Source organism: Methylobacterium sp. 1973, assembly GCF_040545035.1.
Lineage (GTDB): Bacteria > Pseudomonadota > Alphaproteobacteria > Rhizobiales > Beijerinckiaceae > Methylobacterium > Methylobacterium fujisawaense.
Window position 1 is genome coordinate 76,085 of sequence record NZ_JBEPLA010000008.1, and the last position, 22,453, is coordinate 98,537.

Here is a 22,453-nt window from a genome sequence, read left to right on the forward strand (position 1 = left end):
GCCTGTCCCACTCCGCCGATGCGGATCTTCTCAGCATCCGAGCCCGAGGTCGAGATCGGCACCCCGTGAATTCTACTTAATGGCTGTATTCGCTACACCTTCTCCAGTGGAAGGGGTTCTCGCCCACCCGCCGCTCCCAGGCGCGGGCGGCCTCCCACGGAAGTTGTCAAACCGCACCCGTGCAGGGTTCCTCGGAGCGGGGTCCAGGCCCATATTGTTCTCATGCCAGCACCGAAGAAACCGCGCGCCGCTTCCGTTTCGGCGTCGTCCGCCAAGGCGTCGAAGCCCGAGCTCAAGCCGCTCGACACCTATCTGGCCGAGCTCCTGAACCCGGCGCTCAACCGGAACCGGCCGGCCGCCGTCGAGCCGCCCCCCGAGCCGCCCGCGCGGCCGGGCAAGCCGAAAGGACGAGCCGGCAAGGACGGCACCAAGGCCGCCGCGCGCCGGGGCGCGATCGCCCGCGACGGCTTCGCGGAGGCTCCGCAGGCCGGCTACGCCCTCGGCGACGCGGCCGATGTCGATCCGCGCCTCGCCCAAGCGCTCGGCCTGACGCCGCCGGAGGACGGTCCGGTGCCCGAAGGCGCCGACCTGCCGGATCCCGGCGGCGACGGCGGCGCCTCCGCGACGGTGTCGGCCCTGGAGCGGCTGCTCACCGAGGGCAACCCGCTGTTCAAGGACGGCCAGACCTGGGTCCCGCACCGCCCGGAGCGACCGAAGAAATCCGAGGGTGGCGTCCGGTTCACGCTGAAATCCGAGTTTAAGCCCGCCGGTGACCAGCCGAAAGCGATCGCCGAACTCGTCGGCGGCGTGCAGGGACTCGAGCGCGATCAGGTGCTGCTCGGCGTCACCGGCTCGGGCAAGACCTTCACGATGGCCAAGATCATCGAGGAGACCCAGCGCCCGGCCCTGATCCTGGCGCCCAACAAGACGCTGGCCGCGCAACTCTACGGGGAGTTCAAGGCGTTCTTCCCGGACAACGCCGTCGAGTACTTCGTCTCCTATTACGACTATTACCAGCCCGAGGCCTACGTCCCGCGCTCCGACACGTTCATCGAGAAGGAATCCTCGATCAACGAGCAGATCGACCGGATGCGCCACGCCGCCACCCGCGCCCTGCTGGAGCGGGACGACGTCATCATCGTCGCCTCGGTCTCGTGCATCTACGGCATCGGCTCGGTCGAGACCTACACGGCGATGTCGTTCACCGTGTCGCTCGGCGAGCGGATCGAGCAGCGCCAGCTCATCGCCGACCTCGTGGCCCTGCAGTACAAGCGGATCCAGTCGGATTTCGTCCGCGGCACCTTCCGGGTGCGCGGCGATTCCATCGAGCTGTGGCCCGCCCACTTGGAAGACCGCGGCTGGCGCATCGGCCTGTTCGGCGACGAGGTCGAGAGCATCGTCGAGTTCGATCCGCTCACCGGCAAGACGATCTCCGAACTGAAATTCGTGAAGGTCTACGCCAACTCGCACTACGTCACGCCGCGCCCGACGCTGCAGCAGGCGATCAAGGGCATCAAGAACGAGCTGAACGGCCGGATCGAGGAATTGACCAAGATGGGCCGGCTCATCGAGGCGCAGCGCATCGACCAGCGCTGCACCTTCGACATCGAGATGATCGAGGCCACCGGCGCCTGCAACGGCATCGAGAACTATTCCCGCTACCTCACCGGCCGGAAGCCCGGCGAGCCGCCGCCGACCCTATTCGAGTACCTGCCCGACAACGCCCTGGTCTTCACCGACGAGAGCCACGTCACGGTGCCGCAGATCGGCGGCATGTACCGGGGCGACTTCCGCCGGAAGGCGACGCTCGCCGAATACGGCTTCCGGCTGCCCTCCTGCCTCGACAACCGCCCCCTGCGCTTCGAGGAATGGGACGCGATGCGCCCGCAGACGGTCCACGTCTCGGCGACGCCCGGCAAGTGGGAGATGGAGCAGACGGGGGGCGTCTTCGCCGAGCAGGTGATCCGCCCGACGGGACTCGTGGATCCGGTGATCGAGATCCGCCCGGCCCGCAGCCAGGTGGACGACCTGCTGGGCGAGGTCCGCGAAGTCGCGCAGGCCGGCTACCGGACTCTCGTGACCACGCTCACCAAGCGCATGGCCGAGGACCTCACCGAGTATCTCCACGAGAACAGCGTGCGGGTGCGCTACATGCACTCCGACATCGACACGCTGGAGCGCATCGAGATCATCCGCGACCTGCGGCTCGGTGCCTTCGACGTGCTGATCGGCATCAACCTCCTGCGCGAGGGCCTCGACATTCCGGAATGCGCCCTGGTGGCGATCCTCGACGCCGACAAGGAAGGCTTCCTCCGCTCGGAGACCTCGCTGATCCAGACCATCGGCCGCGCCGCCCGCAACGCCGACGCGCGCTGCATCCTGTACGCGGACAACATCACCGGCTCGATGGAGCGGGCGATGGCCGAGACCGAGCGGCGCCGCACCAAGCAGCTCGCCTACAACGAAGAGCACGGGATCACGCCGCAGAGCGTGAAGCGCGGCATCGCCGACATCCTCAGCAGCGTGTTCGAGCGCGACCACGTCCAGGTCGATACCGGGCTGGCCAAGGACGCGATCACGGTGGGCCACAACCTCAAGGCTGTGATGGCGGATCTGGAGAAGCGCATGCGCGCCGCCGCCGCCGATCTCGACTTCGAGGAGGCAGCCCGCCTGCGCGACGAGCTGAAGCGGCTCCAGGCCACCGAGCTTCTGGTCTCGGACGACCCGATGGCACGACAGAGCGACGTGGAGCGCGAGGCCGGGAAGTTCGGCCGGAAGGCGCCGCGCGGGGCAGGGGGCGCAGGCGGAGGCGGCAGCCGCATCGCCAAGCCCGACCTCGACAATATGGGCCCCGGCACGGACCGGGAGCTTCCGGTGGGCGGCCTCGCGCCGGCCTGGCAGGAGCGGCCGAAGCCGCGCTCGACGCAGGGGCTCGGCGGGCAGAAGCCCAAATACAAGGGCGGCGGCGGACGGCGGCGGGGCTGACCGGCCGCCGTTGGCTCAGGCGGCCTCGTGATCCCGGCCATGCGCCGTCGCGGCCTCGCCGGCATCGACGATGGCCTGGGCGATCCGGACGGCGAGGGCGTTGCAGGCCTCGTCGTAGGCGTGGGGATCGGCCTGTACGGCCGCCTGTGCGACCGCGCCTGCGCGCTCCCGGACGATGTCGCGCGCGGTGCGCAAGGCGTCGGCGAAGGGCTCGAAGGGTCGGGGCATCGGCGCGCTCCGGAAGCGTCGGGCCTTTGGCCCGGATTGGCGGCTGGAACGAGCAGCGCCCCGAAACTGTTCCCGCCGCCGCTGGACGTGGACGCCGGACCGGCCCAGATCAGCGGCCAGAAGAGACGAGCACGCGATGGCCTCAGAGACGAACACGCCCCCGACCCTCGATGACGAGACCCTGGCCTTCGCCGCCCGCGTCTTCCAGTACGCGCGGATGGGCCATGCGGAGGATCTCGCCGACCTGTTCGGGCAGGGGCTGCCGGCGAACCTGCGCAACGACAAGGGCGACAGCCTGCTGATGCTGGCCGCCTATAACGGCCAGGCGGACGCCACGCGGGTGATCCTGGAGGCCGGCGGCGACCCGGAACTCGCCAATGACCGTGGCCAGACGCCCCTCGCCGGCGCGGCCTTCAAGAACGATCTCGCGATCGCGCAGCTCCTGCTCCAGCACGGGGCCAGGGTGGACGGGACCGGCGACGGCACCCGCACGGCCCTGATGACGGCGGCGATGTTCGACCGCACCGAGATGGTCGACCTGCTCCTCCGCCACGGCGCCGACCCGGACCGGCGCGACGCCTCCGGACAGAGCGCCGCCGACATGGCCCGGGCAATGGGTGCCCAGGCGACGCCGGCGCAGCTCGACGGGGCGCCCCGGAAGCAGGCTTAGGCCCACTTTCAGAAACGGATCCAGGCGGGCGCGACTGTCGCCGCAAAAAGGAGCACAGCTTTGGCGCGATGGATTGGGGCGGTCCTGCTGGCCTGCTTTGCGGGACCGGCGTCCCTCGGGTCGACCTCCGCCGCTGAATCGCCCTGGCCGGCCTTCGGACACGATCCGAGCAACCGCAACTTCTCCGACCTGACCCAGATCGACCGCGACACCGTCGGTCGGCTGCGCCCCGCCTGGATCTTCCAAACCGGAATCACCGGATACTTCCAGGCCCAGCCCGTGATGGTGGACGGCACCCTCTTCGTCTCCACGACGCAGAACAACGTCGCGGCCCTCGACGCGAAGACCGGCAAGCCCGTCTGGACCTACACCCACAAGCCGCGCACCGAGAAGATCTTCGGACCGCCCTCGAACCGCGGGGTCGCGGTGTCGGGGGGGCTCGTCTTCGAGGCGACCATGGACGGGCGGCTGATCGCCCTCGACGCGAAGACCGGCAGGATCGTCTGGGACAAGGAGGCGGTCCGCCCCGAGGAGGGCGAGAGCGAGACCGCCTCGGGCCTCGCCGCGACGCTCGGCGGCAAGCCCGTCCAGGGCTCGAGCCGTCTCGGCTTCAAGATGCCGCCGTTGGTTGCCGACGGGCTCGTGATCGTCGGCGTCACCGGCGCCGGATACGGCCTCCACATCGAGGACGAGGCGGGCGGCCTCGATGGCGGCGCCGTCGTCGGCATCGAGGGCGGGTACGGACGACGCGGCTGGCTCGCGGCCTACGACGCGAAGACCGGCGAGGAACGCTGGCGCTGGTACGTCACGCCGTCCGAGGGTTGGGAGGGGGGCTTCGTCGCCCAGACCGCGGACGGCACGCCGCTCCACCGGGACATCGCCGCCGAGAAGGCCGCCGCTCCGGCCAACCGCGACGCTTGGCGCGTCGGCGGCGGCTCCCTCTGGATGACGCCGGCCTATGATCGGGATCTCGGCCTGATCTTCCTCGGCACCGGCAACCCGGCCCCGCAGAATTTCGGCCTCTCGCGTCCGGGCGACAACCTCTACACGATGTGCCTCGTGGCCCTCGACGTGAAGACCGGCGCGCTGCGCTGGCACTACCAGCAGGTGCCGCACGACGAATGGGGCTACGACGTCGCCGCGCCGCCCTTCCTGCTCGACATGCCCGATGGCGCGAAGGCGGTGGCTTCGGCAAGCAAGACCGGCTGGATCTACGTCCACGACCGCGCCACGGGGACGCTCCTGGCGCGGTCCGCGCCGCTCGTCGATCAGAAGAACCTGTTCGCGCCGCCGACGCCGCAGGGCACCGTGGTGGCGCCCGGTCCCCTCGGCGCGGTCTCGTGGCCGCCCACCGCCTATGACGGCCGGCGCGCCTACGTTCAGGTCCGCCACGGGGCGACGACCTACACGGTGAAGACCGTTCCGGCGGCCGCCGGGCGTCCGGAGATCCGCTACACGGAGACGGGCGAGGCGAAGGGCGAGGCGTCCTTCAGCACGCTGACGGCGGTCGACCTCGTGGATGGCGGCAGGATCGCCTGGTCGGTCCGCAGCGGGAGCCGTCTCTCCGGAGGGACCCTGGCGACGGCCGGCGGCCTCGTCTTCTCGGGAGAGGAGGACGGCCATCTCGACGCCCACGATGCGAAGGACGGCCGGATTCTCTGGCGCTTCCAGTGCGGGGCCGGCATCAGCGGCCCGGCGATGACCTACGCGCTGGACGGCAAGCAATACCTCGCGGTGGCGGCGGGCGGCGCCTCCTTCACCAAGGCATCCGGGTTCGGCACCGGCGACGCATTGCTGGTCTTCGCGCTGCCCGATTGACCGCGACCGAGCTTGGCCGGATGTCTCCCGTCCGTTCGGGGGACGGATGGCCATGGCGGACCTGTGCGAGGACATCGGGGGCGGGGCAACGGTCCAGCCGACGGATCGCGGTCCGCCGGTCATCCGCACCATCGCGATGCCCGCCGACACCAATCCCGCCGGCGACATCTTCGGCGGCTGGCTCATGGCACAGATGGATCTCGCGGCCGGCAACGTCGCGGCCCGTCGGGCACGGGGCCGGTGCGCCACCCTCGCGGTCGACGCGATCACCTTCCACCACCCTGTCTTCGTGGGCGACGAGGTGAGCCTCTATGCGTGGCTCCTGAAGGTCGGGCGCTCCTCCCTGCGCATCCAGGTCGAGGTCTGGCGGCGCGAACGGGCGAGCGAGGTCACCATGAAGGTGACCGAGGCGACCTTCACCTTCGTGGCGATCGGCGAGGACCGGCGCCCGCGGCCGGTGCCGCCGGCCGAATCCGGGCTCTGATCCGGTTTCGAGGACGGGATCGGGGCGACCTTCAGCGACGCGGCGCGATCCTCGGCGCCTGAGGGGACCGGCGCGGATCCGGACCGGTGGCGTGCGCCCGAGGGTCAGCATTCTATGCGCGCGGGCGGTTTTGCCGATCCGGGACCGTATCGGATCGGTGCCGGACGGCCGCAGCCCTGTCATCGCGGGCCGTGAGACCGTGGCGACCGTTGAAGCGCCGGGAAACATGCGCCTCGGTGGCGAAGCCGCACCGATACGCGAAGGCGCCGATCGACATGTGGAGGCAGGCCGGGTCGGATCGACGTCCCTCTCCGGGCGCGAGAGAGGCAGTTCCAGGAACCGTCCGGGCTGTCGGCGTCCGACGCGACGCCGCCAGCCCGTCGATCCGGCAGGACGATCCCGCCCGGAGCCTGAACCGAGCGCCGGTCGGCAGGGCGAGCCACATCCATCCTGCGCCGATCCCGCAGGGCGGTCGCCAAGCGGCTGCATCTCGGTCGCGAGGACGGCATTCCGCGCGCGTCCCGCGTCCGGCGGCGATACGCGTGGGATGGCCAAGCGCCGAGGGTCGGGGACGATCGGGCGGCGGATCCGCCTCAGCGCGCCAGGACGGCGTAGCGGGTGCGCAGGCGCAGGCCGAACACCGCCATCATGAACATGCAGCAGGTGGCGTTGTTACCGTTGTAGAGCACCGTCTCGAAGGAGGCCGAGACCAGCCCGAGAAACCACAGCCGCAGGAACAGCATGGTCTCCGCGTCGAGGCGCATTCCGCCGGCCACGCGCTGCAGGTCGCGCACCGGGGCGAGGACGAAGGCCACCACGGTGAGCGCGAGGAACGGCAGGCCGCCGATCAGCGCGGTGTCGAGATAGGCGTTGTGGGCATGGTCGACGGTGGTGACCCAGGTGAGCTCCTCGGAACCGGCGTACATGGTGCGTTCGGTCATCCAGAAGGCGCCGATGCCCCAGCCGCGCCAGGGCCGGATCATGATGTTGTCGATGGCGAACTGCCAGATCTCGCTGCGGCCCGTGAAGGTCGCGTCGGTGAGCAGCGCCCCCACCGCATCCTGGATCGGCGGCGCGAGCACGGAGCCGATGGAGATCAGCGAGAACCCGATCACGGGGCCGAGGAGCAGCAGGCGCCGCAGGAACCCGCCGGTGAGGACCTGGCACAGGCCGGTGACGGCGAGGATCACCGGAAGGAGCAGGATCGCGGTCTTCGAGCCGCTCGCCACCAAGAAGCCGGCCGCCAGGATCACGATCGCCCAGCCGAGCAGACGGCTCGCGACGGTGGCGACGTAGAGGCCGACGATCACCAGGATCACCATGGCTGCCCCGGCCTCGTTCTTCTGCGGGAAGATTCCGCGCCAGAGACCGGGATGGCTGGGATCGGAATTGACGTCGAAGGCCGAGTGGATCGCGAGATTGGGCACGAGGGCGACCGCGAGGTAGGAACCGAGCACGATCACCAGGGCGGATCCGGCCATGGTCAGCGCCAACTGCCGGGGGGATCGGGCCACGATCAGCACGCCTGCCGAGAGCATCGCCGCGATGGCGAACAGGACGAGCCGCCGCAGCGACAGGCTGGGCTCGATCGACAGGAGCGCCGTCGCCCCGAGCCAGAGGGCGCAGAGGACGAGGGGGCGCGTCAGCAGCGGATGAAGGTGCCGGACGCCGATCCGGTGGATCGCCGCGGCCATGGCGGCACCGGCGCCGAGAAACAGGACCTGCGTCAGCAGGCTTCCATCCTCGGAGGCCGCGAGCATCGACCGATCCGACAGATCCTTCAGCCAGACGTGGTTCCAGAGCAGGACGAAGACGAACCCGTTCAGAAGCACGCGCAGCACGTCGGGCATGTCCCGGCCCGCGACGCCGCGCTGCCGCCCGTCGGCCGGGATCCCGATCGCCGCGTTCGCAGAAGCCATGCCGTCCCACCGCGAGGCCGCGCCGTGCGGCCGAGACCATTCTAGCGGCCCGCGGGTCCGGGGCGATGGAAAATCAGACGTTCCGGCCGACGATCGCGCGATAACCTTGACGTAAGCCCGAAGCGATCAGCGCCGCATCGTGTACTGCGAGCGGCCGGCGGATTGCCGCATCAGGAACGAGGCCATCTCGGCGAGTTCCGGGGCCTTGGAGCGGAAGGTGACGGACAGCGCCAGCAACGTGTCCTTGTGATCGAGCCCCGGATAGATCCGCTCCTGGACCGGGACGTGCTCGGCCCGCAGCTTGGCGGCGAGGCTGACCGTGTGCCGCGGCTTCACCACCGTGTCGGCGTCGCCGGTCGCCAGGAAGGCGGGGGGCGAGAGCGGGCCCGCGAAGGCCACCGGCTGCGTTGCCTCCGGATCGGGAGCCTTCCCGAACACCTTCACGGTGGTGTCCTGATCGAACGGCAGGAAATCGTAGGGTCCGGACAGGCCCGCGACCGCCTTGATGACCTTGGGATCGATTCCGGCGGCGATCACGTAGCGCGGGTCCAGGCCGAGCATCACCGCGTTGTAGGCCCCGGCCGAGTGGCCGGCGAGCACGATCCGGCGCGGATCGCCGCCATAGCCCGCGATGTTGTCGCGCACCCAGGCGATGGCCGCCGCGCCATCCTCCAGGAAGCCGGGAAACGGCGCCTCCGGGTAGAGCCGATAGTCGGGCAGCACCGTGACGAAGCCCTGCGCGGCGAGCGCGTGCCCGACGAAGGCGTAGTCGTCCTTGGAGCCGCTCTGCCAGGAGCCGCCGTAGAAGAACACGAGGACCGGCGCATTCTCGGCGGCCGCCGTCGGGACGTAGACATCGAGGTGCCGCCGCGGCCCTTCGCCGAAGGGCTGGTCCTTCGCGGCGAGGCGCCCCCCCGGATCGCGCGGGCCGATCGCGTCGAACAGGGCGAGCGGCGAGGCAGCGGTGAAGCCGAACGCGGCGAGCCCGAGACAGAGGAGGCTAGCAAACGCGGTGAGGAGGCGTGTCATATCCCATCCGGTTATCCCGACCGGCTCATACCGCACCGCCCTCGGGGCGGATTGATGACGGTCCCGCGGCGGATCGTGAAAAATCAGGTCCGCAGGACGATGCAGGCACCCCCGACCTTGCGGATGCGGCCGCACAGGTCGTCGGCCGCCTGCCGGCTCTGCGCCGGGATGCGGATCCGGTAGAAGGCGCGGGTGCCGCGGTTGCGCAGGCGGGTACCGATGATCATCGGCCGCACCTCGCCGATCACCCCCGCATAGGCGCTCCGCGCCCGGTTGAAGCTCTGGAGCGCCAGCGCCTTGGAGAAGTTGCCCGCGAGCTGGATCCCCCAGGGAGCGGCCGGTCCCTCGTTGAGGCCGAGGGCGAAGCGGTCGCCGCGGGACGGGACGCGTAGGCTGGCGGTCACCTGCAGGCAGGTCTGCGGCGCCTCCGGATGGGCGTCCTTCGCGTCCTTCACGTCCTTGCCCTCGGGCTTGGCGGGTGCGCCGCCCTCCGGGTACTCGATCGCCTTGGCGGGTCCGGTCCGCCAATCGTCCACCGGCCGGCCCGTGATGACCGCCACGTAGGTCCGGGTCTCGGCGGGCAGGCCGCCATCGCCGGCGAGCCATTTGCTGACCCGCGCGGCGCCACCGTTATAGGCCGCGGCCGCGAGACCGAGATTGCCGAACTGGGACTTCAGATCGGACAGCAGATGGGCTGCGTGCGGGATCGCCTGCTCGGGATCGAACGGGTCGAGGAGGCCGCGCTCCCGTGCCGTTCCCGGCATGAATTGCGCGATGCCCTGCGCCCCGGCCGGGCTCACGACCCCCACGCGAAAGCTGCTCTCGCGCCAGATCAGGCGCGTCAGGAACGGCACCGGCAGGCCACGGGCCTTGGCGGATTCGTCGATCAGGCGGCACAGGGCCTGCTCGACGGTCTCGGTCGCCCCTTCGGACGGGGCGGCCGCGGCCGGATGCGCGCAGGCGAGGGCGAGGAGCAGGGCGCCGAGGCGCAGGGGCGGGGCAATCACGCCGCGCATGTAGCGACCTGCGGGTGCGGATCAATCCAGACCGTCAACCTTCCCGTGCGGTTCGGACGGTGCACCTTTGCGCTATGGCGCTTCCGGGCCGGTCCGTCGTAGCGTCCCGACATTCGAGCGCCCCACCAAGGCGGCGCCATGGGAGATGCGCCGATGTCCGATCTGGCAACCCTGCGCGGCCTGTCCGGCCTGAGCCCCGCGCCGGCCCCGCTCACGGGTTCCGCTCTGGTGATGATCGACCTGCAGCAGACCTATCGCGAGGGCGTCATGCGGCTCGAGGGCGTCGAGCCTGCGCTCCGCGAGGCCGCGGGCCTGCTGAAGCGGGCGCGCGACGCGGGGATCCCGGTGATCCATGTCCGCCACAATGCCGGGCCGGGAACGCCCTACGATGTGACCGCGCCGATCGGCCAGATCAGCCCGGAGGTGGCGCCGCAGGGCGACGAGCCGGTGATCACCAAGGCCTATCCGAGTTCCTTCGTGGGCACGGACCTGCAGGCACGCCTCCAGGAAGCCGGCGTGCAGGACGTCATCCTGGCGGGATTCATGACGCATATGTGCGTCAATTCCACCGCCCGGAGCGCCTTCAACCTCGGGTTCCGTCCCACCGTCGTGGCCGCCGCCACGGCGACGCGGGATCTTCCCGGGCCGGACGGACACGTGGTGCCGGCAGCCCAGCTCCAGGCCGCGAGCCTCGCCGCACTCGGCGATCTGTTCGCCGTGATCGCGCGCGGGCAGGGCGACATCCCGGACTGACGCCGTGCGAACAAGGCTCCCGCTCCGCAGAGCCCGCGCGGTATCCGCCTGAAGCGGCGGCACGGCCGAATCCGCCGGGATCAGGACTGGAGCCGGTCGATCTCGTCGATCACCGCGTCGAGCGCCGGCCGCCCGTCGGGATCCGGCTGCATACAGGCCTGCGCCAGAGCCCGCAGAGTCTCCGGCGGCGTCGCGCAACGATCGAGCAGCTCATCGATCAGGATGCCGACGGCGCGCACCTCGACCCGCGCCAGCACCGCGCCGCCCTGTCCGTCCGGGAGCGCCGAGGCGGCACCGAAATCGCTGAGCACGGCGGCGCCGGTTGCGGCATCCCACAGGGTGTTGTGGGCATACACGTCGCCGTGGAGCAGCCCGCGCCCGTGCAGATGGGTCACCGCCTCCGCGACCGAGCGGGCGATCCGCAGGGCCTTAGCCGGCTCCAGCCGTAGGCTCGGATCGTAGACGTCGCGGCTGCAACTCGCGAGGCTCGGCGGGCCGGCGAGCACCCGCCAGTGCGACGGGAGAAGCCGGAGCAGCAGCCCCTGGACGCCGGCAGGGTGATCGTGGAGCCGGCCCAGCGCACCGGTAAGCGCCGGATGCGTGCCGGCAGCGAGACAGGCCTCCATCTCCCGCTCGGGCAGGCCGTCGCTGGTCATGGCGCCCTTGAACAGCTTCAGGGCGACATCCTGCGCGGCGATCGGACCGCGCCAAGCCGCGCGGAAGACGCGGCCCGACGCGCCCTCACCGAGTTGATCGCCGACGTCCAGGTCCGCCCACGGCACGCGCGGCGCGTCCGCGGGCTCGGAGGCCGGCTCGGCGGGATTGCCCGCGTAGGCGACCCAGGCGAGGCGCGGAAGGGTGCCGAGCCAGGGCGGCAGCGCTTCGAGCCGGTTGCAGGAGAGCCGGATCAGCTCGACACGCGCCGCGCCCGCGAAGCTGTCCGGCAGCGCCGCGATCCGGTTCCCCGACAGCATCAGCTTCTGGAGCAACGGCCGCTCGCCGAGGGCGGCGGGCAGCTCCGCGATCGCGTTGTCGGTCAGCGTCAGCCAGCGCAGGTCGCGCGGCAGCGACTCCGCCGGGACTTCGCGGATGCCGCAGCCGCGGAAGCCCAACTGGCTGAGCGCGGGGCAGGCGCCGAGCACCGGCGGCAGGCGTGGGAACGGATTGCCGGAGCAGAACAGCACGCGCAGGCGGTGGAGGCGGCCGAAATCGTCCGGCAGGTCGGCGAGGTCGCCCCGGCCGAGATCCAGCACCTCCAGCGTGTCGGCGAGGGCGAAAACCTCGCGCGGCACCGCCGTCAGCCCGTCGGGCAGCCGCAGCTCCCGCGCGCCGCCGAGATCGCCGCGCCGCAGGGCGGCGAGGGTTTCGCTCCGGTCCAAGCTTCAGCTCCGCTTGAAGAAAGCGTCGGCCGCGCCCTGCGCCGCCTGCTTGGCGGCCCGCGCCGCCTCGAGACGGGCGATCTCGGCGCGCAGGAGCGCAACGCGCGCGTCGAGATCCCCGAGGGAGAGCGTGTCGAGGGGCTGCCCGATCTCGTGGGCAACGGCCTTGCGCGGCCGGTCGTCGTCGTCCCGCACGTCGTGTCCTCCCTAATCCAGGAACGAAGTTCCGGCCCCGTCCCAGGCCAGCCCGAGATGGGCCGCCACGGTGGCGCCGATATCCGCGAAGGTCTCCCGCCGGCCGATCGACCGGGCGGCCACGCCGGGGCCGAAGGCCAGGACCGGGACCTGCTCGCGAGTGTGGTCGGTCCCGGTCCAGGTCGGATCGTTGCCGTGATCGGCGGTGATCACGGCGAGGTCGCCCGGCGCCAGCGCCGCCAGGATCTCGGGGATCCGGGCGTCGAAGGCCTCCAGCTCCGCGGCATAGCCCGGCACGTCGCGGCGGTGGCCGTGCTCCGTGTCGAAATCCACCAGGTTGACGAAGATCAGGCCGCCCGCCGGCAGGGTCGCCAGCGCGGCGAGTCCCGCCGTCACGCAGGCCGCATTCGGGCCCGGCTTGATCTCGCGGCCGGTGGCGCGGTGGGCGAAGATGTCGCCGATCTTGCCGACGCTCACCACCGCGCGGCCAGCCGACTCGGCCCGGTCGAGCAGGGTGCGCCCAGGCGGCGCGACCGCGAAATCCTTGCGGTTGCCGGTCCGGCGGAAGCCCGTTTCCGCCGAGCCCACGAAGGGCCGGGCGATCACCCGGCAGACGCGGTAGGGGTCGCACAGCCGGCGCGCCACGCGGCACAGGTCGTAGAGCCGCTCCAGCCCGAACGCCTCCTCGTGGGCGGCGATCTGGAACACGCTGTCGGCCGAGGTGTAGCAGATCGGCTGGCCGGTCCGGACATGCGCGGCGCCCAGCGCGTCGATGATCGCGACGCCCGGCGCGTGGCAATCGCCCAAGATGCCCGGGATGCCGCCTTCCGTGATCAGCGCGCGGGTCAGCTCCGGCGGGAAGGCCGGCCGGGTGTCGGGGAAATGCCCCCAGGGCTCGGTCAGGGGAAGCCCGGCGATCTCCCAGTGACCGGAGGGCGTGTCCTTGCCGGCGGCCTTCTCCACCGCGTGGCCGTAGGCGCCCCGCGGCGGCCCGGCCGGCGCGAGGTTCGGCGGGATGCGGCCCGAGGCGCCACCGGCCGCCAGTCCGAGCCCGAGTTCGGCGAGATGGGGCAGACGCAGCGGACCCGCGCGCAGCCCCGCCCGATCGCCGCTTCCCTCCGCGCAGCGCTCGGCGATATGCCCCAGCGTGTCGGAGCCGGCATCGCCGTAGCTCTCCGCATCCGGGGCCCCGCCCACGCCCACGGAATCGAGGACGATGATGAGGGCGCGCGCCATGGTCAGGCGGATTCCAGCTCGGCGGGCGCGTCGCTCTCGAGGGCGAAGGCGGCCTTGAACAGGGCGCGGGTGTAGGGGGTCTGAGGATTCGCGAAGATCGACTCCGCAGGGCCTTCCTCGACCACGTGGCCGTTCTGCATGACGATCACGTAGTTGGCGAGGGCGCGCACCACCTTCAGGTCGTGGCTGATGAACAGGTAGGCGAGGCCGCGCTCGCGCTGGAGGTCGCGAAGCAGGGTCACGATCTGCGCCTGGACCGAGCGGTCGAGGGCCGAGGTCGGCTCGTCCAGGACGACGAAGCGGGGATTGAGGACCATGGCCCGCGCGATGGCGATGCGCTGGCGCTGGCCGCCGGAGAACTCGTGCGGGTAGCGGTCCATGGCGGCCGGATCGAGCCCGACATCGGTCAGGGCCTTGGCGACCACGGCGCGGCGCTCCGCCCGGGAACGCGCCGCGCCCTGCACCACCAGCCCCTCGGCGACGATGTCGGCCACCGACATGCGCGGCGAGAGAGAGCCGTAGGGATCCTGGAAGACCACCTGCATGTCCTTCCGCAGCGGGCGCATCTGCGCCACGCCGAAGCCGTCGATCGCCTGTCCGAGGAAGACGATCGGCCCTTCCGAGCGCGTGAGCCGCAGAAGGGCGAGGCCGAGGGTCGTCTTGCCTGAGCCGGACTCGCCGACGACGCCGACGGTCTCGCCGGTCCGGACCCGCAGGGACACGCCGTCCACGGCCCTGACATGGCCGGTGACGCGCCGGAGCAGACCCGATTTCAGCGGGAACCAGACCTTCAGGGGCCCGGCCTCCAGCAGCGGCGCGGCATCGGCCGGGACGGGGTTGGCCCGGCCCTTCGGCTCGGAGGCGATCAGGCGGCGCGTGTACTCGTGCTGCGGATCCGCGAAGACGGCCTTGGTCGCACCGGCCTCCACGATGCGGCCCTTGAGCATCACGCAGACGCGGTCGGCGATCCGCTCGACGATGCCGAGATCGTGGGTGATGAACAGCATCGCCATGCCGAGGCGCTTCTGCAGGTCGGCGAGCAGCGCCAGGATCTGCGCCTGCACGGTGACGTCCAGGGCCGTGGTCGGCTCGTCGGCGACCAGAAGGTCCGGCTCGCAGGCGAGCGCCATGGCGATCATCACGCGCTGGCGCTGGCCGCCGGAGAGTTCGTGCGGGTAGGCGCCCATGCGCCGCTCCGCGTCGCGCAGGCCCACGAGGTCCAGAAGCTCCAGGATCCGCCGGCGGGCCGCCTTGCCGGAGAGGCCGCGATGCAGGTCGAGTACCTCGCCGATCTGCCGCTCGATCGTGTGGAGCGGGTTCAGCGAGGTCATCGGCTCCTGGAACACCATGGTGATGTCGGCGCCGCGGACGTCGCGCATCGCCCGCTCGGGCAGCTGCGCGAGGTCGCGGTCCTTGAACAGGATCCGGCCGTCCTGCCGGGCCGATCCATCGAGGAGGCGCAGGATCGCCAGCGCCGTCACCGACTTGCCCGATCCCGATTCGCCCACGAGGGCGAGGGTCTCGCCCCGGCGGATGGCGAAGGAGACGCCGTCGACCGCCACGGTCTCGCCCTCCCGCGCGCGGAACGCCACGGACAGGTCCTCGACGGCGAGGAGCGGCTGGGGATCGGCCTCTGACATGAGCCCCTTATAGCGCGCCCGGCCCCGGACCCTAGCCCGTACGGGTGCCGCATGACGCCGACCCGACATGTGCGACGGCGCGCTCCGGGAAGTCGCGCGGCCGCCCGCGCTGCGCCGCGTTCCTACCGCGCCGGCGCCCCGGGATCGATCGCCGGCAACTCGTTGGCGGGCAGCCCCATCCCGGCCTGGGCCTGCGGCCCTCCGGCGCCGCGGGCGCGGTTGGCGAGGGCCACGGTCAGGCGCTCGGCGGTCTCGGGCTGCATCACCGCCAGGACCTCGGACATCTTGCGGGGATTCATGGCCAGCACGATCGGGACCAGCACGTCGAGCCCGAGCCGGTCGAACACCCGGGCGGCGTCCTTGGGCTTCATCGCCTCGTACATCGTGACGATGTTCTTCAGTCCCTGCTTCTCGGCGTCCTCCTTCGCCTTCGCGACGGCGTCGACCTTGTCCTCGGCCTTCTTGAGGTCGCCGAGGCCGGTCTCGAGCTTGCGCTCGGCCTCCCCCAGCATCTTCTCGCGCAGCTCCAGCTCCTCGCTCTTCTGGCGCAGGGCGTCGCGCCGGGCGCCGAGCTTCTCCAGGAGCAGGCGCTCGGTGGGCGAGGCCGGGTTCCCGGCCGCGGGCGGTGCGGGCCGCGCCGGGGGCGGTTCCGGCGGCTTCTCGGTCGCAGCGGCCGGCGCCTCCTTGGCGCCCACCGATCCGGTCGTCACCGGGTCGTAGGGCTCGTAGCCGGTGCGCGCCCGGGCGACCGCGCGCCCGTATTCCGGAAGCTCGGCGCTCTCCGGCAGGCCGGCCTGCAGCAGGCTGAGCAGCTTGAGCACGAGCAGCCCGCCCGCCGCGAGCGCCACGGCGTCGATGAGGCGCAGTCGGAACTGCCGGACGGGCTTCCGGCGCGCGCGCCGCTGCGGCGTCGCGGCGCGGCGTATCCGCTCCTCGGGATCCGGCTTCGGCGGCGGGATCTTCGGGGCCTTTACGCCGGTCACGCGGCGCGCGCCCGGACGCGGGCGAGGGCGCGCTCGCTCATGGCGAGGGCCGCCGCGGCCGCCACCCCGAGGCGCTCCCCGTTCGGACCGGCCTGCTCCGGCCTGCGCTCGGGCGGGATCTCCGGCGCGGGCCTCGGCTCAGGGGACGGCTCGGGACGGATCGGGACGGCGCGCATCTGCGCCACGATGGCGCCGATGCGCGTGATCACGCCCTCGCCGGCCTCGACCTGCAGCTTCAGCTCGGCGGCGCGGATGGTGGCGGTTTCCAGGCTGGCGTTCAGCGTGCGGTCGCCCTCGTCGATCGTCGCCCGCAGACCGGCGATGGCCCGCTCGGCCGTGCCGGTCGCCACCATCAGGTCGCCGATGGTCTGGCGCAGGGCGGCCTCGTCGCCCTTCATCTGGCCGATGCGGCGCGAGAGACGGAGGGACGTGACGATGGTCGCCGCCAGGAGGACGGCAACCAGGATGTCGGCGGCGAGGGTGACGAAGAGACTCATGTTGGGACCCTCATCGGCCCTAATTGTCCGACCGGTTGTTCATCGAGGCCTCGTAGGCCTGGATCGTCGTGCGCGAGCGGCGCAGGGGCCGCGTGACCTGGACGGCGATGTGCCCGTCGACGCGGCCCATCCGCCCCTGGGTGAGCGCCCAGTCGCCGCAGCGCACGGTGATGAGATCCGACGGCTTGGCGTCGAACATCAGCGTCTCGCCGACCTTCAGGCTCATGACCTGTTTGAGCGGCAGCATCATCTCGTGCAGCACCGCCTCCATGGTCACGTCGGCCTGCCAGATCTCGGTGGCGAGGTGGCCTTCCCAGACGTGATCGCGGCCGAGCTTCTCACCCATGAAGCTCTGGGTCAGGAGCTCCCGGATCGGCTCGATCGTCGCGTAGGGGAACAGGATCTGCAGCATGCCGCCGCGCCCGTCGACGTCCAGGCGCAGGCTGATCAGGATCGCGGCGTTGCCCGGCCGCGTGATCGTGGCGAAGCGCGGGTTGGTCTCGATCCGGTCGATGCCGAAGGTCACGGGCGACAGCGGCTGGAACGACAGCTCGAGATCGCCCAGCACGATCTCCACGAGGCGGCGCACCAGCGTCATCTCGATGGCGGTGAACGGGCGACCGTCCAGACGGCTCGACAAGCCGCCGCGCTTGCCGCCGAGCAGCAGGTCGAAGGTCGCGTAGGCGAGGTTCGAATCGACCGTGACGAGGCCGGAATTCTCCCATTGCTCGGCCCGGAACACGCCGAGCAGGGTCGGCAGCGGGATCGCGTTGAGATAGTCGCCGAAGCGCACCGAGGTGATGTTGTCCAGCGTCACCTCGACGTTGTCCTGGAACAGGTTGCGCAGGGAGGTCGACAGCAACCGGATCATCCGGTCGAAGACGATCTCCAGCATCGGCAGGCGTTCGTACTGGACGACGCCCGAATCGACGATGGCCTGAACGCCCCCGGCCCCCGAGGCCGAGAGCTCGCGCATGGAGAAGCCGAGGACGCCGTCGATCTCGTCCTGGTTCAGCACCCGGTCGTTGCCGGCGAGTTCGGGGAGGTTGTCGCTCTCCCCGTCCTCGATCATCGTCGCCCATTCGGCGGCGACGTCGCTCGCGTTGCGCGTGGTGCCCTGCTCGGCGAGGGCCGCGCCCCATTCCTCGGCGAGGGACGAGTCGCCGCCCTCGGCGCCCTGCTCCAGAAGGGCTGCCGACCAATCGTCCTCGGGGAGTTCGTCCTCGGGTTCCATCAGGCGTGCTCGATCGGGGGCCGGCCCGGCGCGGGGTTGGAGGCGATGGGGGTGGTCGCAGGCGCGCTCATTGGACGATCACGTCCTTGAAGAGCACGGCATCGACCTTGGCGGGATACAGGGCGATGTTGACCCGCCGCAGCAATTCCTCGCGCAGCCGGAACAGGCCCACCGAGTTCGTGATGTCGCTGGCGCGCAGCTCGCGCATGTAGACCTGCAGCGCGTCCTCCACCCGCGGCATCAGCGGCTTGACCTCCTCCTCGGCCTTCGCGTCCTTCAGCTCCAGGGCGATCCGGACCTTCGCGTACCGGGCCTTGTCCTGCGGCTGGTCCGGACTGAGGTTGAGGAGCATCTCGCGCACGTCCACGAAGACCACGGGCTTCTTGCCGTCCGGGCCGACACCCTTGCCGTCTGCGCCGTGCCCTCCGCCGTGGCCGCCGTCCTGTGCGGCCTCCTTGCCGCCGCCGCCCATCATCAGGAAGGCGCCCGCGCCGCCGCCCACGAGCAGGACCGCGACGGCCACCATGATCATGAGCTTCTTCTTGCCCTTCGGGGCGCTTTCGGCTCCGGCCCCGCCTTCCTCGGCGGAGGCCTTCTTCGGCTTCTTGGCCATGGAATAATGCTCTCTCGCGGGAGACTGCGCGCCAGGTACACCCGGATATCGGAGCATCACGGTTAACGTGCCGTTAAGCAGGCAATTCCTGCCGGGCCAGGTTTGCCGCAACGCAGACCCGGCGCCGACGCGACGACCGCGCAATTCCCGTCAAGCCTTTGTCAGAACGATGGAATTTTCTTCCGTTGGGTTTGGCACAGCGGATGCTGAATGGATCGTTGCCGCCTCCGCGGCCCGCGAGTCCCAGAGTCCACGATGCAGAATGCCCTCTTCGTCGGCGTGTCGAGCCAGATGGCGCTCCAGCGCGAGCTGGACGTGATCGCCAACAACATGGCGAACGTCTCGACCACCGGGTTCAAGGCTCGCAACACCCGCTTCCAGGAATACCTGATGCCGGTGGCCAGCGCGGATTCGTTCGCCCGGCCCGACCGGCGTCTCTCCTACGTCATCGACCAGGGCACCACCCTCGATCTCGGGCAGGGCCCGGTCGAGCGGACCGGCAACCCGCTCAACGTGGCGATCAAGGGCGCGGCCTTCATCGCCGTGCAGTCCCCCCAGGGCGAGCGCTACACCCGAAACGGCGCCTTCGAGATCGACCCGCAGGGCGCCCTCGTCACCAGCGACGGCTACAAGGTGGCGGGCGAGGGCGGACCGATCACCATCAACCCGCAGGAGACCGGCCTCGCCATCGGCCCCGACGGTACCGTGTCGACCAATCTCGGCATCCGCGGGCGCATCAAGCTCGTCACCTTCGCCAACCCGCAGCGGCTGACCAACGAGGGGGGCAACCTCTACGCCTCGCCGGAGCCGGCACGCCCCGCCGGCATCGACGGACGCCTGGAATCCGAAGCGCTGGAACGCTCGAACGTCCGCCCGGTGATCGAGATGACCCGGCTGATGGACGTGAACCGGTCCTACGCCATGGTGTCGAGCATGATCTCGCGCCTCGACGACCTGCGGGGCACGGCGATCCGCCGCCTCGCCGACGTCGCCTAAGGGGAGCTCGGCCGATGCGCGCCCTCTACTCCGCCGCCACCGGCATGGCGGCCCAGGAACTCAACGTCCAGGTCATCTCGAACAACATCGCGAACCTGCGCACCACCGGCTACAAGCGCCAGCAGGTGCACTTCCAGGATCTGCTCTACCAGAACCTGCGACGGGCCGGCGCCTCGACCTCGCAGCAGAACACCCAGCTTCCGGCCGGCCTCGCCCTCGGCTCGGGCGTGAAGACGACCTCGACAGCCCGCGTGATGTCCCAGGGCACGCTCTCGTCCACCGAGAAGGATTACGACGTCGCGATCCGCGGCGAGGGGTTCTTCCGGGTGACGCTCCCGGACGGCCGCACCGCCTATTCCCGGGACGGCTCCTTCGACCTCTCGGCCTCGGGCCAGCTCGTCACCCGCGACGGCTACCTGCTCGATCCGGCGATCACCGTGCCGCAGAACGCGACGTCGGTGACGATCAGCGCGACGGGCGTCGTGCAGGCGAGCATTCCGGGCCAGACGGCGCCGCAGGCGCTCGGCCAGTTCCAGCTCTCGCGCTTCGTCAACAAGGTCGGCCTCGAATCGATCGGCGACAACCTGTTCGTCGAGACCGCGGCCTCCGGGCAGGCGATCAGCGGCCTGCCGGGCGCCGACGGCTTCGGCAACCTCCAGCAGAGCTACCTGGAAGAGGCGAACGTGAACGCTGTCACCGAGATCTCGTCCCTGATCGCCGCGCAGCGCGCCTACGAGATGAACTCGAAGGTCGTCACCGCGGCCGACCAGATGCTCTCCACCACCACGCAGATGTTCCGCAGCTAACCGCGCGACCCGCACCCGCTTCAGGTCCCTGAACATGTATGCCGGCATGCATCCCGCCCATCCCGCTCATCCCGATCCCGACTTCGAGACCCTCGATCTGCCCCGTATCGGCATGGCGGACGGAAGTGACATCAGCCCGATCATCCGCCGTCCCCGGCCGCGGGTCTCCCCCCTCGGCTCTGCCGTGATCCTGCGCGCGGTGCTGGCCTTCCTGACCTTCGCGGTCCTCGGCGCCCTGGCGATCCCCGCCATGGCCCAGGCAGAAGGTCTGCGGCTGCGCGGCGACGTCACAGCCCGCGGAGACATCCTGACGCTGGCCGACCTGGTCGAGGGCGTGCCGGAGCGCCTGGCCGCGCGTCCGCTGTTCCGCGCACCCACCCTGGGTGCCACCGGGACGATCCAGACCCGCCGCATCCTCGACGCGGCCGCCGCCCTGGGTCTCGCCAACCTGGAGACCGGGGGCCGGCTGCAGATCGCCGTGCAGCGCGCCGCACGCCGCCTCGGGCCGCCGGAGATCGAAGCCGCGCTCAAGCGCGGCCTCGAGACCAGCTACGGGCTCGACCCCCGCAGCGTCACGATCCGCTTCGACGGCGACGGCCCGACCCTGCTCGCTCCGGTGGACCTCGAAGGGCAGGCCGCGGCCCTCGACGTCACCTACGACCTGCGCTCCCGCCGCGTCGCGGGGCTGGTCAGCCTCGGCGAGCGGCAGGCCTCCCTGCGGGTATCCGGCGTGGTCGTCGAACTGCGCGAAGTGGCGGTGCTCACCCGGACGCTCAACCGCGGCGAACCGGTGAAGGAGGGCGACGTCGTGGCGGAGCGGCGTCCGCGCGAGACCGTCGCCTCCGACGCGCAGGGAAGCGCCACGGCGGTCATAGGCGAGGTCGCCCAGAACACGCTCACCGCCGGGACCGTGCTGCGGATGACCGACACCGCCCCGCCCGAACTGGTCGCGCGCGGCGAGAACGTGACCATCGTGTACGAGACGCCGAACGTCAGCCTGTCGATGCGCGGCCTGTCGAACGATTCCGGCCGCATGGGCGCCGTCGTCAACGTCGTCAACGTCGCCTCCAAGAAGATCCTGCAGGCCACCGTGATCGGCCCCGGCCGGGTCTCGGTGAGCCCCAGCCCCGCGGCTCAGCAGGCCGCCGGCGCCGCCCCCGTCCAGGCGACCGCCTCCCTGCGCTGACCGCCCGTCCTGCACGCGTCGAAGAGTGATTGCCCGATGGCCCGCCGCATCGTCCTGAACCCGCTCGCCGCCGCTCTGATCGCCGGCGCGCTCGGTGCCTGCAACACCGCCGACCGCCTCTCGCAGGTGGGCGCGACCCCGGCCTTGTCGGCGATCGAGGATCCCACCACCCAGCCGGGCTACAAGCCGGTGCGGATGCCGATGCCCGACGTCCAGCCGGTCTCGTACGCCCCGAACTCGCTGTGGCGGACGGGCTCCCGCGCCTTCTTCAAGGATCAGCGCGCCGCCCGGCTCGGCGACCTCCTGACCGTGAAGGTCAACGTCACCGATCAGGCCAACATCAGCAACGAGACCAAGCGTTCCCGGGCCAACACCGAGAGCTTCGGCTTGCCGAACGCCCTGGGACTGGAGAACAACGCGGTCGGCAAGTCCTTCGGCGTCGGCAGCACCGCGCTGCTGTCCGCCACCTCGGCCACCGCCAATGACGGTGCCGGCTCGGTCCAGCGCGCCGAGACCGTGACGACGAACGTCGCCGCGGTGGTCACCCAGGTTCTGCCCAACGGCAACCTCGTGGTCGAGGGCAAGCAGGAGATCCGCGTCAACTTCGAAGTGCGCGAGATGGTGGTCGCGGGCGTCGTCCGACCGGAGGATATCGAGTCGGACAACACCATCGACTCGACCAAGATCGCCCAGGCCCGGATCGCCTATGGCGGGCGGGGCCAGATCACCGACGTGCAGCAGCCGCGCTACGGCCAGCAGATCGTCGACATCTTGCTGCCGTTCTGA

Annotated in this window: 21 protein-coding genes; 9 read left to right on the forward strand and 12 right to left on the reverse strand. The window is 70.9% G+C overall.

The genetic code is table 11. The annotated features are described in order from the left end of the window. Positions 1 to 222: 222 nt before the first annotated feature. On the forward strand, positions 223 to 2,985 hold the full coding sequence (uvrB, locus tag ABIC70_RS16820; protein ID WP_354440231.1) for an excinuclease ABC subunit UvrB: 2,763 nt from the start codon (positions 223 to 225) through the stop codon (positions 2,983 to 2,985). A gap of 15 nt (positions 2,986 to 3,000) precedes the next feature. On the opposite strand, the gene ABIC70_RS16825 is transcribed toward uvrB, so the two are convergent. Then, positions 3,001 to 3,213 carry a hypothetical protein gene (locus ABIC70_RS16825; RefSeq protein WP_043388686.1) on the reverse strand — a complete coding sequence of 71 codons (213 nt, stop codon included), beginning with the start codon at positions 3,211 to 3,213 and terminating at the stop codon, positions 3,001 to 3,003. A gap of 136 nt (positions 3,214 to 3,349) precedes the next feature. Here ABIC70_RS16825 and ABIC70_RS16830 point away from each other — a divergent pair, with 136 nt between their 5' ends. The 3 genes from ABIC70_RS16830 to ABIC70_RS16840 are packed head-to-tail and all read left to right on the forward strand — an operon-like array spanning position 3,350 to position 6,185. Next, on the forward strand, positions 3,350 to 3,883 hold the full coding sequence (locus ABIC70_RS16830) for an ankyrin repeat domain-containing protein (RefSeq protein WP_354440233.1): 534 nt from the start codon (positions 3,350 to 3,352) through the stop codon (positions 3,881 to 3,883). 60 nt (positions 3,884 to 3,943) lie between these two features. Further along, a complete protein-coding gene (locus tag ABIC70_RS16835) occupies positions 3,944 to 5,701 on the forward strand; it encodes a pyrroloquinoline quinone-dependent dehydrogenase (RefSeq protein WP_502916024.1) in 1,758 nt (585 codons plus the stop codon). Positions 5,702 to 5,753: 52 nt separating this feature from the next. Continuing rightward, the gene (locus tag ABIC70_RS16840) at positions 5,754 to 6,185 is read left to right on the forward strand and encodes an acyl-CoA thioesterase (RefSeq protein WP_051976355.1); all 432 of its coding nucleotides are present in this window, start codon (positions 5,754 to 5,756) and stop codon (positions 6,183 to 6,185) included. 593 nt (positions 6,186 to 6,778) lie between these two features. Here the strand turns inward: ABIC70_RS16840 and ABIC70_RS16845 are convergent. From ABIC70_RS16845 to ABIC70_RS16855, 3 genes are all read right to left on the reverse strand, one after another. Continuing rightward, complete coding sequence (locus ABIC70_RS16845; RefSeq protein ID WP_354440235.1) at positions 6,779 to 8,104, reverse strand: O-antigen ligase family protein; 1,326 nt, start codon at positions 8,102 to 8,104, stop codon at positions 6,779 to 6,781. Between the two features lie 126 nt (positions 8,105 to 8,230). Beyond that, complete coding sequence (locus ABIC70_RS16850) at positions 8,231 to 9,133, reverse strand: alpha/beta hydrolase (RefSeq protein WP_043388696.1); 903 nt, start codon at positions 9,131 to 9,133, stop codon at positions 8,231 to 8,233. 83 nt (positions 9,134 to 9,216) lie between these two features. After that, the gene (locus ABIC70_RS16855; protein WP_043346768.1) at positions 9,217 to 10,149 is read right to left on the reverse strand and encodes a transglycosylase SLT domain-containing protein; all 933 of its coding nucleotides are present in this window, start codon (positions 10,147 to 10,149) and stop codon (positions 9,217 to 9,219) included. 153 nt (positions 10,150 to 10,302) lie between these two features. On the opposite strand from ABIC70_RS16855, the gene ABIC70_RS16860 reads away from it, so the two are divergent. Next, on the forward strand, positions 10,303 to 10,902 hold the full coding sequence (locus tag ABIC70_RS16860; protein WP_043388702.1) for a cysteine hydrolase family protein: 600 nt from the start codon (positions 10,303 to 10,305) through the stop codon (positions 10,900 to 10,902). An 80-nt stretch (positions 10,903 to 10,982) separates the two neighbouring features. On the opposite strand, the gene ABIC70_RS16865 is transcribed toward ABIC70_RS16860, so the two are convergent. From ABIC70_RS16865 to fliL, 8 genes are all read right to left on the reverse strand, one after another. Continuing rightward, positions 10,983 to 12,281 (reverse strand): leucine-rich repeat-containing protein kinase family protein, encoded by a 1,299-nt coding sequence (locus ABIC70_RS16865; RefSeq protein ID WP_278306634.1) that lies wholly within the window; start codon positions 12,279 to 12,281, stop codon positions 10,983 to 10,985. Between the two features lie 3 nt (positions 12,282 to 12,284). Next, positions 12,285 to 12,476, reverse strand: coding sequence for a DUF1192 domain-containing protein (locus ABIC70_RS16870; RefSeq protein ID WP_043388707.1), 192 nt, complete (start codon positions 12,474 to 12,476; stop codon positions 12,285 to 12,287). Between the two features lie 12 nt (positions 12,477 to 12,488). Further along, positions 12,489 to 13,712: a phosphopentomutase gene (locus tag ABIC70_RS16875; protein WP_274929093.1), complete on the reverse strand. Its 1,224-nt coding sequence runs from the start codon at positions 13,710 to 13,712 to the stop codon at positions 12,489 to 12,491. Positions 13,713 to 13,714: 2 nt separating this feature from the next. After that, on the reverse strand, positions 13,715 to 15,352 hold the full coding sequence (locus tag ABIC70_RS16880; protein WP_274929092.1) for an ABC transporter ATP-binding protein: 1,638 nt from the start codon (positions 15,350 to 15,352) through the stop codon (positions 13,715 to 13,717). Positions 15,353 to 15,474: 122 nt separating this feature from the next. After that, positions 15,475 to 16,335: a MotE family protein gene (locus ABIC70_RS16885; protein ID WP_043755938.1), complete on the reverse strand. Its 861-nt coding sequence runs from the start codon at positions 16,333 to 16,335 to the stop codon at positions 15,475 to 15,477. Continuing rightward, a complete protein-coding gene (locus ABIC70_RS16890) occupies positions 16,332 to 16,832 on the reverse strand; it encodes a DUF6468 domain-containing protein (RefSeq protein ID WP_043352105.1) in 501 nt (166 codons plus the stop codon). The genes ABIC70_RS16885 and ABIC70_RS16890 overlap by 4 nt, the downstream gene beginning before the upstream one ends. A gap of 19 nt (positions 16,833 to 16,851) precedes the next feature. Beyond that, complete coding sequence (gene fliM / locus ABIC70_RS16895; protein ID WP_085987666.1) at positions 16,852 to 18,069, reverse strand: flagellar motor switch protein FliM; 1,218 nt, start codon at positions 18,067 to 18,069, stop codon at positions 16,852 to 16,854. Positions 18,070 to 18,133: 64 nt separating this feature from the next. Beyond that, the gene (gene fliL, locus ABIC70_RS16900) at positions 18,134 to 18,679 is read right to left on the reverse strand and encodes a flagellar basal body-associated protein FliL (protein WP_345821360.1); all 546 of its coding nucleotides are present in this window, start codon (positions 18,677 to 18,679) and stop codon (positions 18,134 to 18,136) included. 255 nt (positions 18,680 to 18,934) lie between these two features. Between fliL and flgF the strand changes: the two genes are divergently transcribed. The 4 genes from flgF to flgH are packed head-to-tail and all read left to right on the forward strand — an operon-like array spanning position 18,935 to position 22,453. Beyond that, positions 18,935 to 19,675 carry a flagellar basal-body rod protein FlgF gene (gene flgF / locus ABIC70_RS16905; RefSeq protein ID WP_043388715.1) on the forward strand — a complete coding sequence of 247 codons (741 nt, stop codon included), beginning with the start codon at positions 18,935 to 18,937 and terminating at the stop codon, positions 19,673 to 19,675. Positions 19,676 to 19,689: 14 nt separating this feature from the next. Then, positions 19,690 to 20,481, forward strand: a complete 792-nt coding sequence (flgG, locus tag ABIC70_RS16910) for a flagellar basal-body rod protein FlgG (protein ID WP_043388717.1) — start codon at positions 19,690 to 19,692, stop codon at positions 20,479 to 20,481. Between the two features lie 34 nt (positions 20,482 to 20,515). Next, positions 20,516 to 21,667 carry a flagellar basal body P-ring formation chaperone FlgA gene (flgA, locus tag ABIC70_RS16915; protein ID WP_100793914.1) on the forward strand — a complete coding sequence of 384 codons (1,152 nt, stop codon included), beginning with the start codon at positions 20,516 to 20,518 and terminating at the stop codon, positions 21,665 to 21,667. A gap of 36 nt (positions 21,668 to 21,703) precedes the next feature. After that, on the forward strand, positions 21,704 to 22,453 hold the full coding sequence (gene flgH, locus ABIC70_RS16920) for a flagellar basal body L-ring protein FlgH (RefSeq protein WP_043352094.1): 750 nt from the start codon (positions 21,704 to 21,706) through the stop codon (positions 22,451 to 22,453).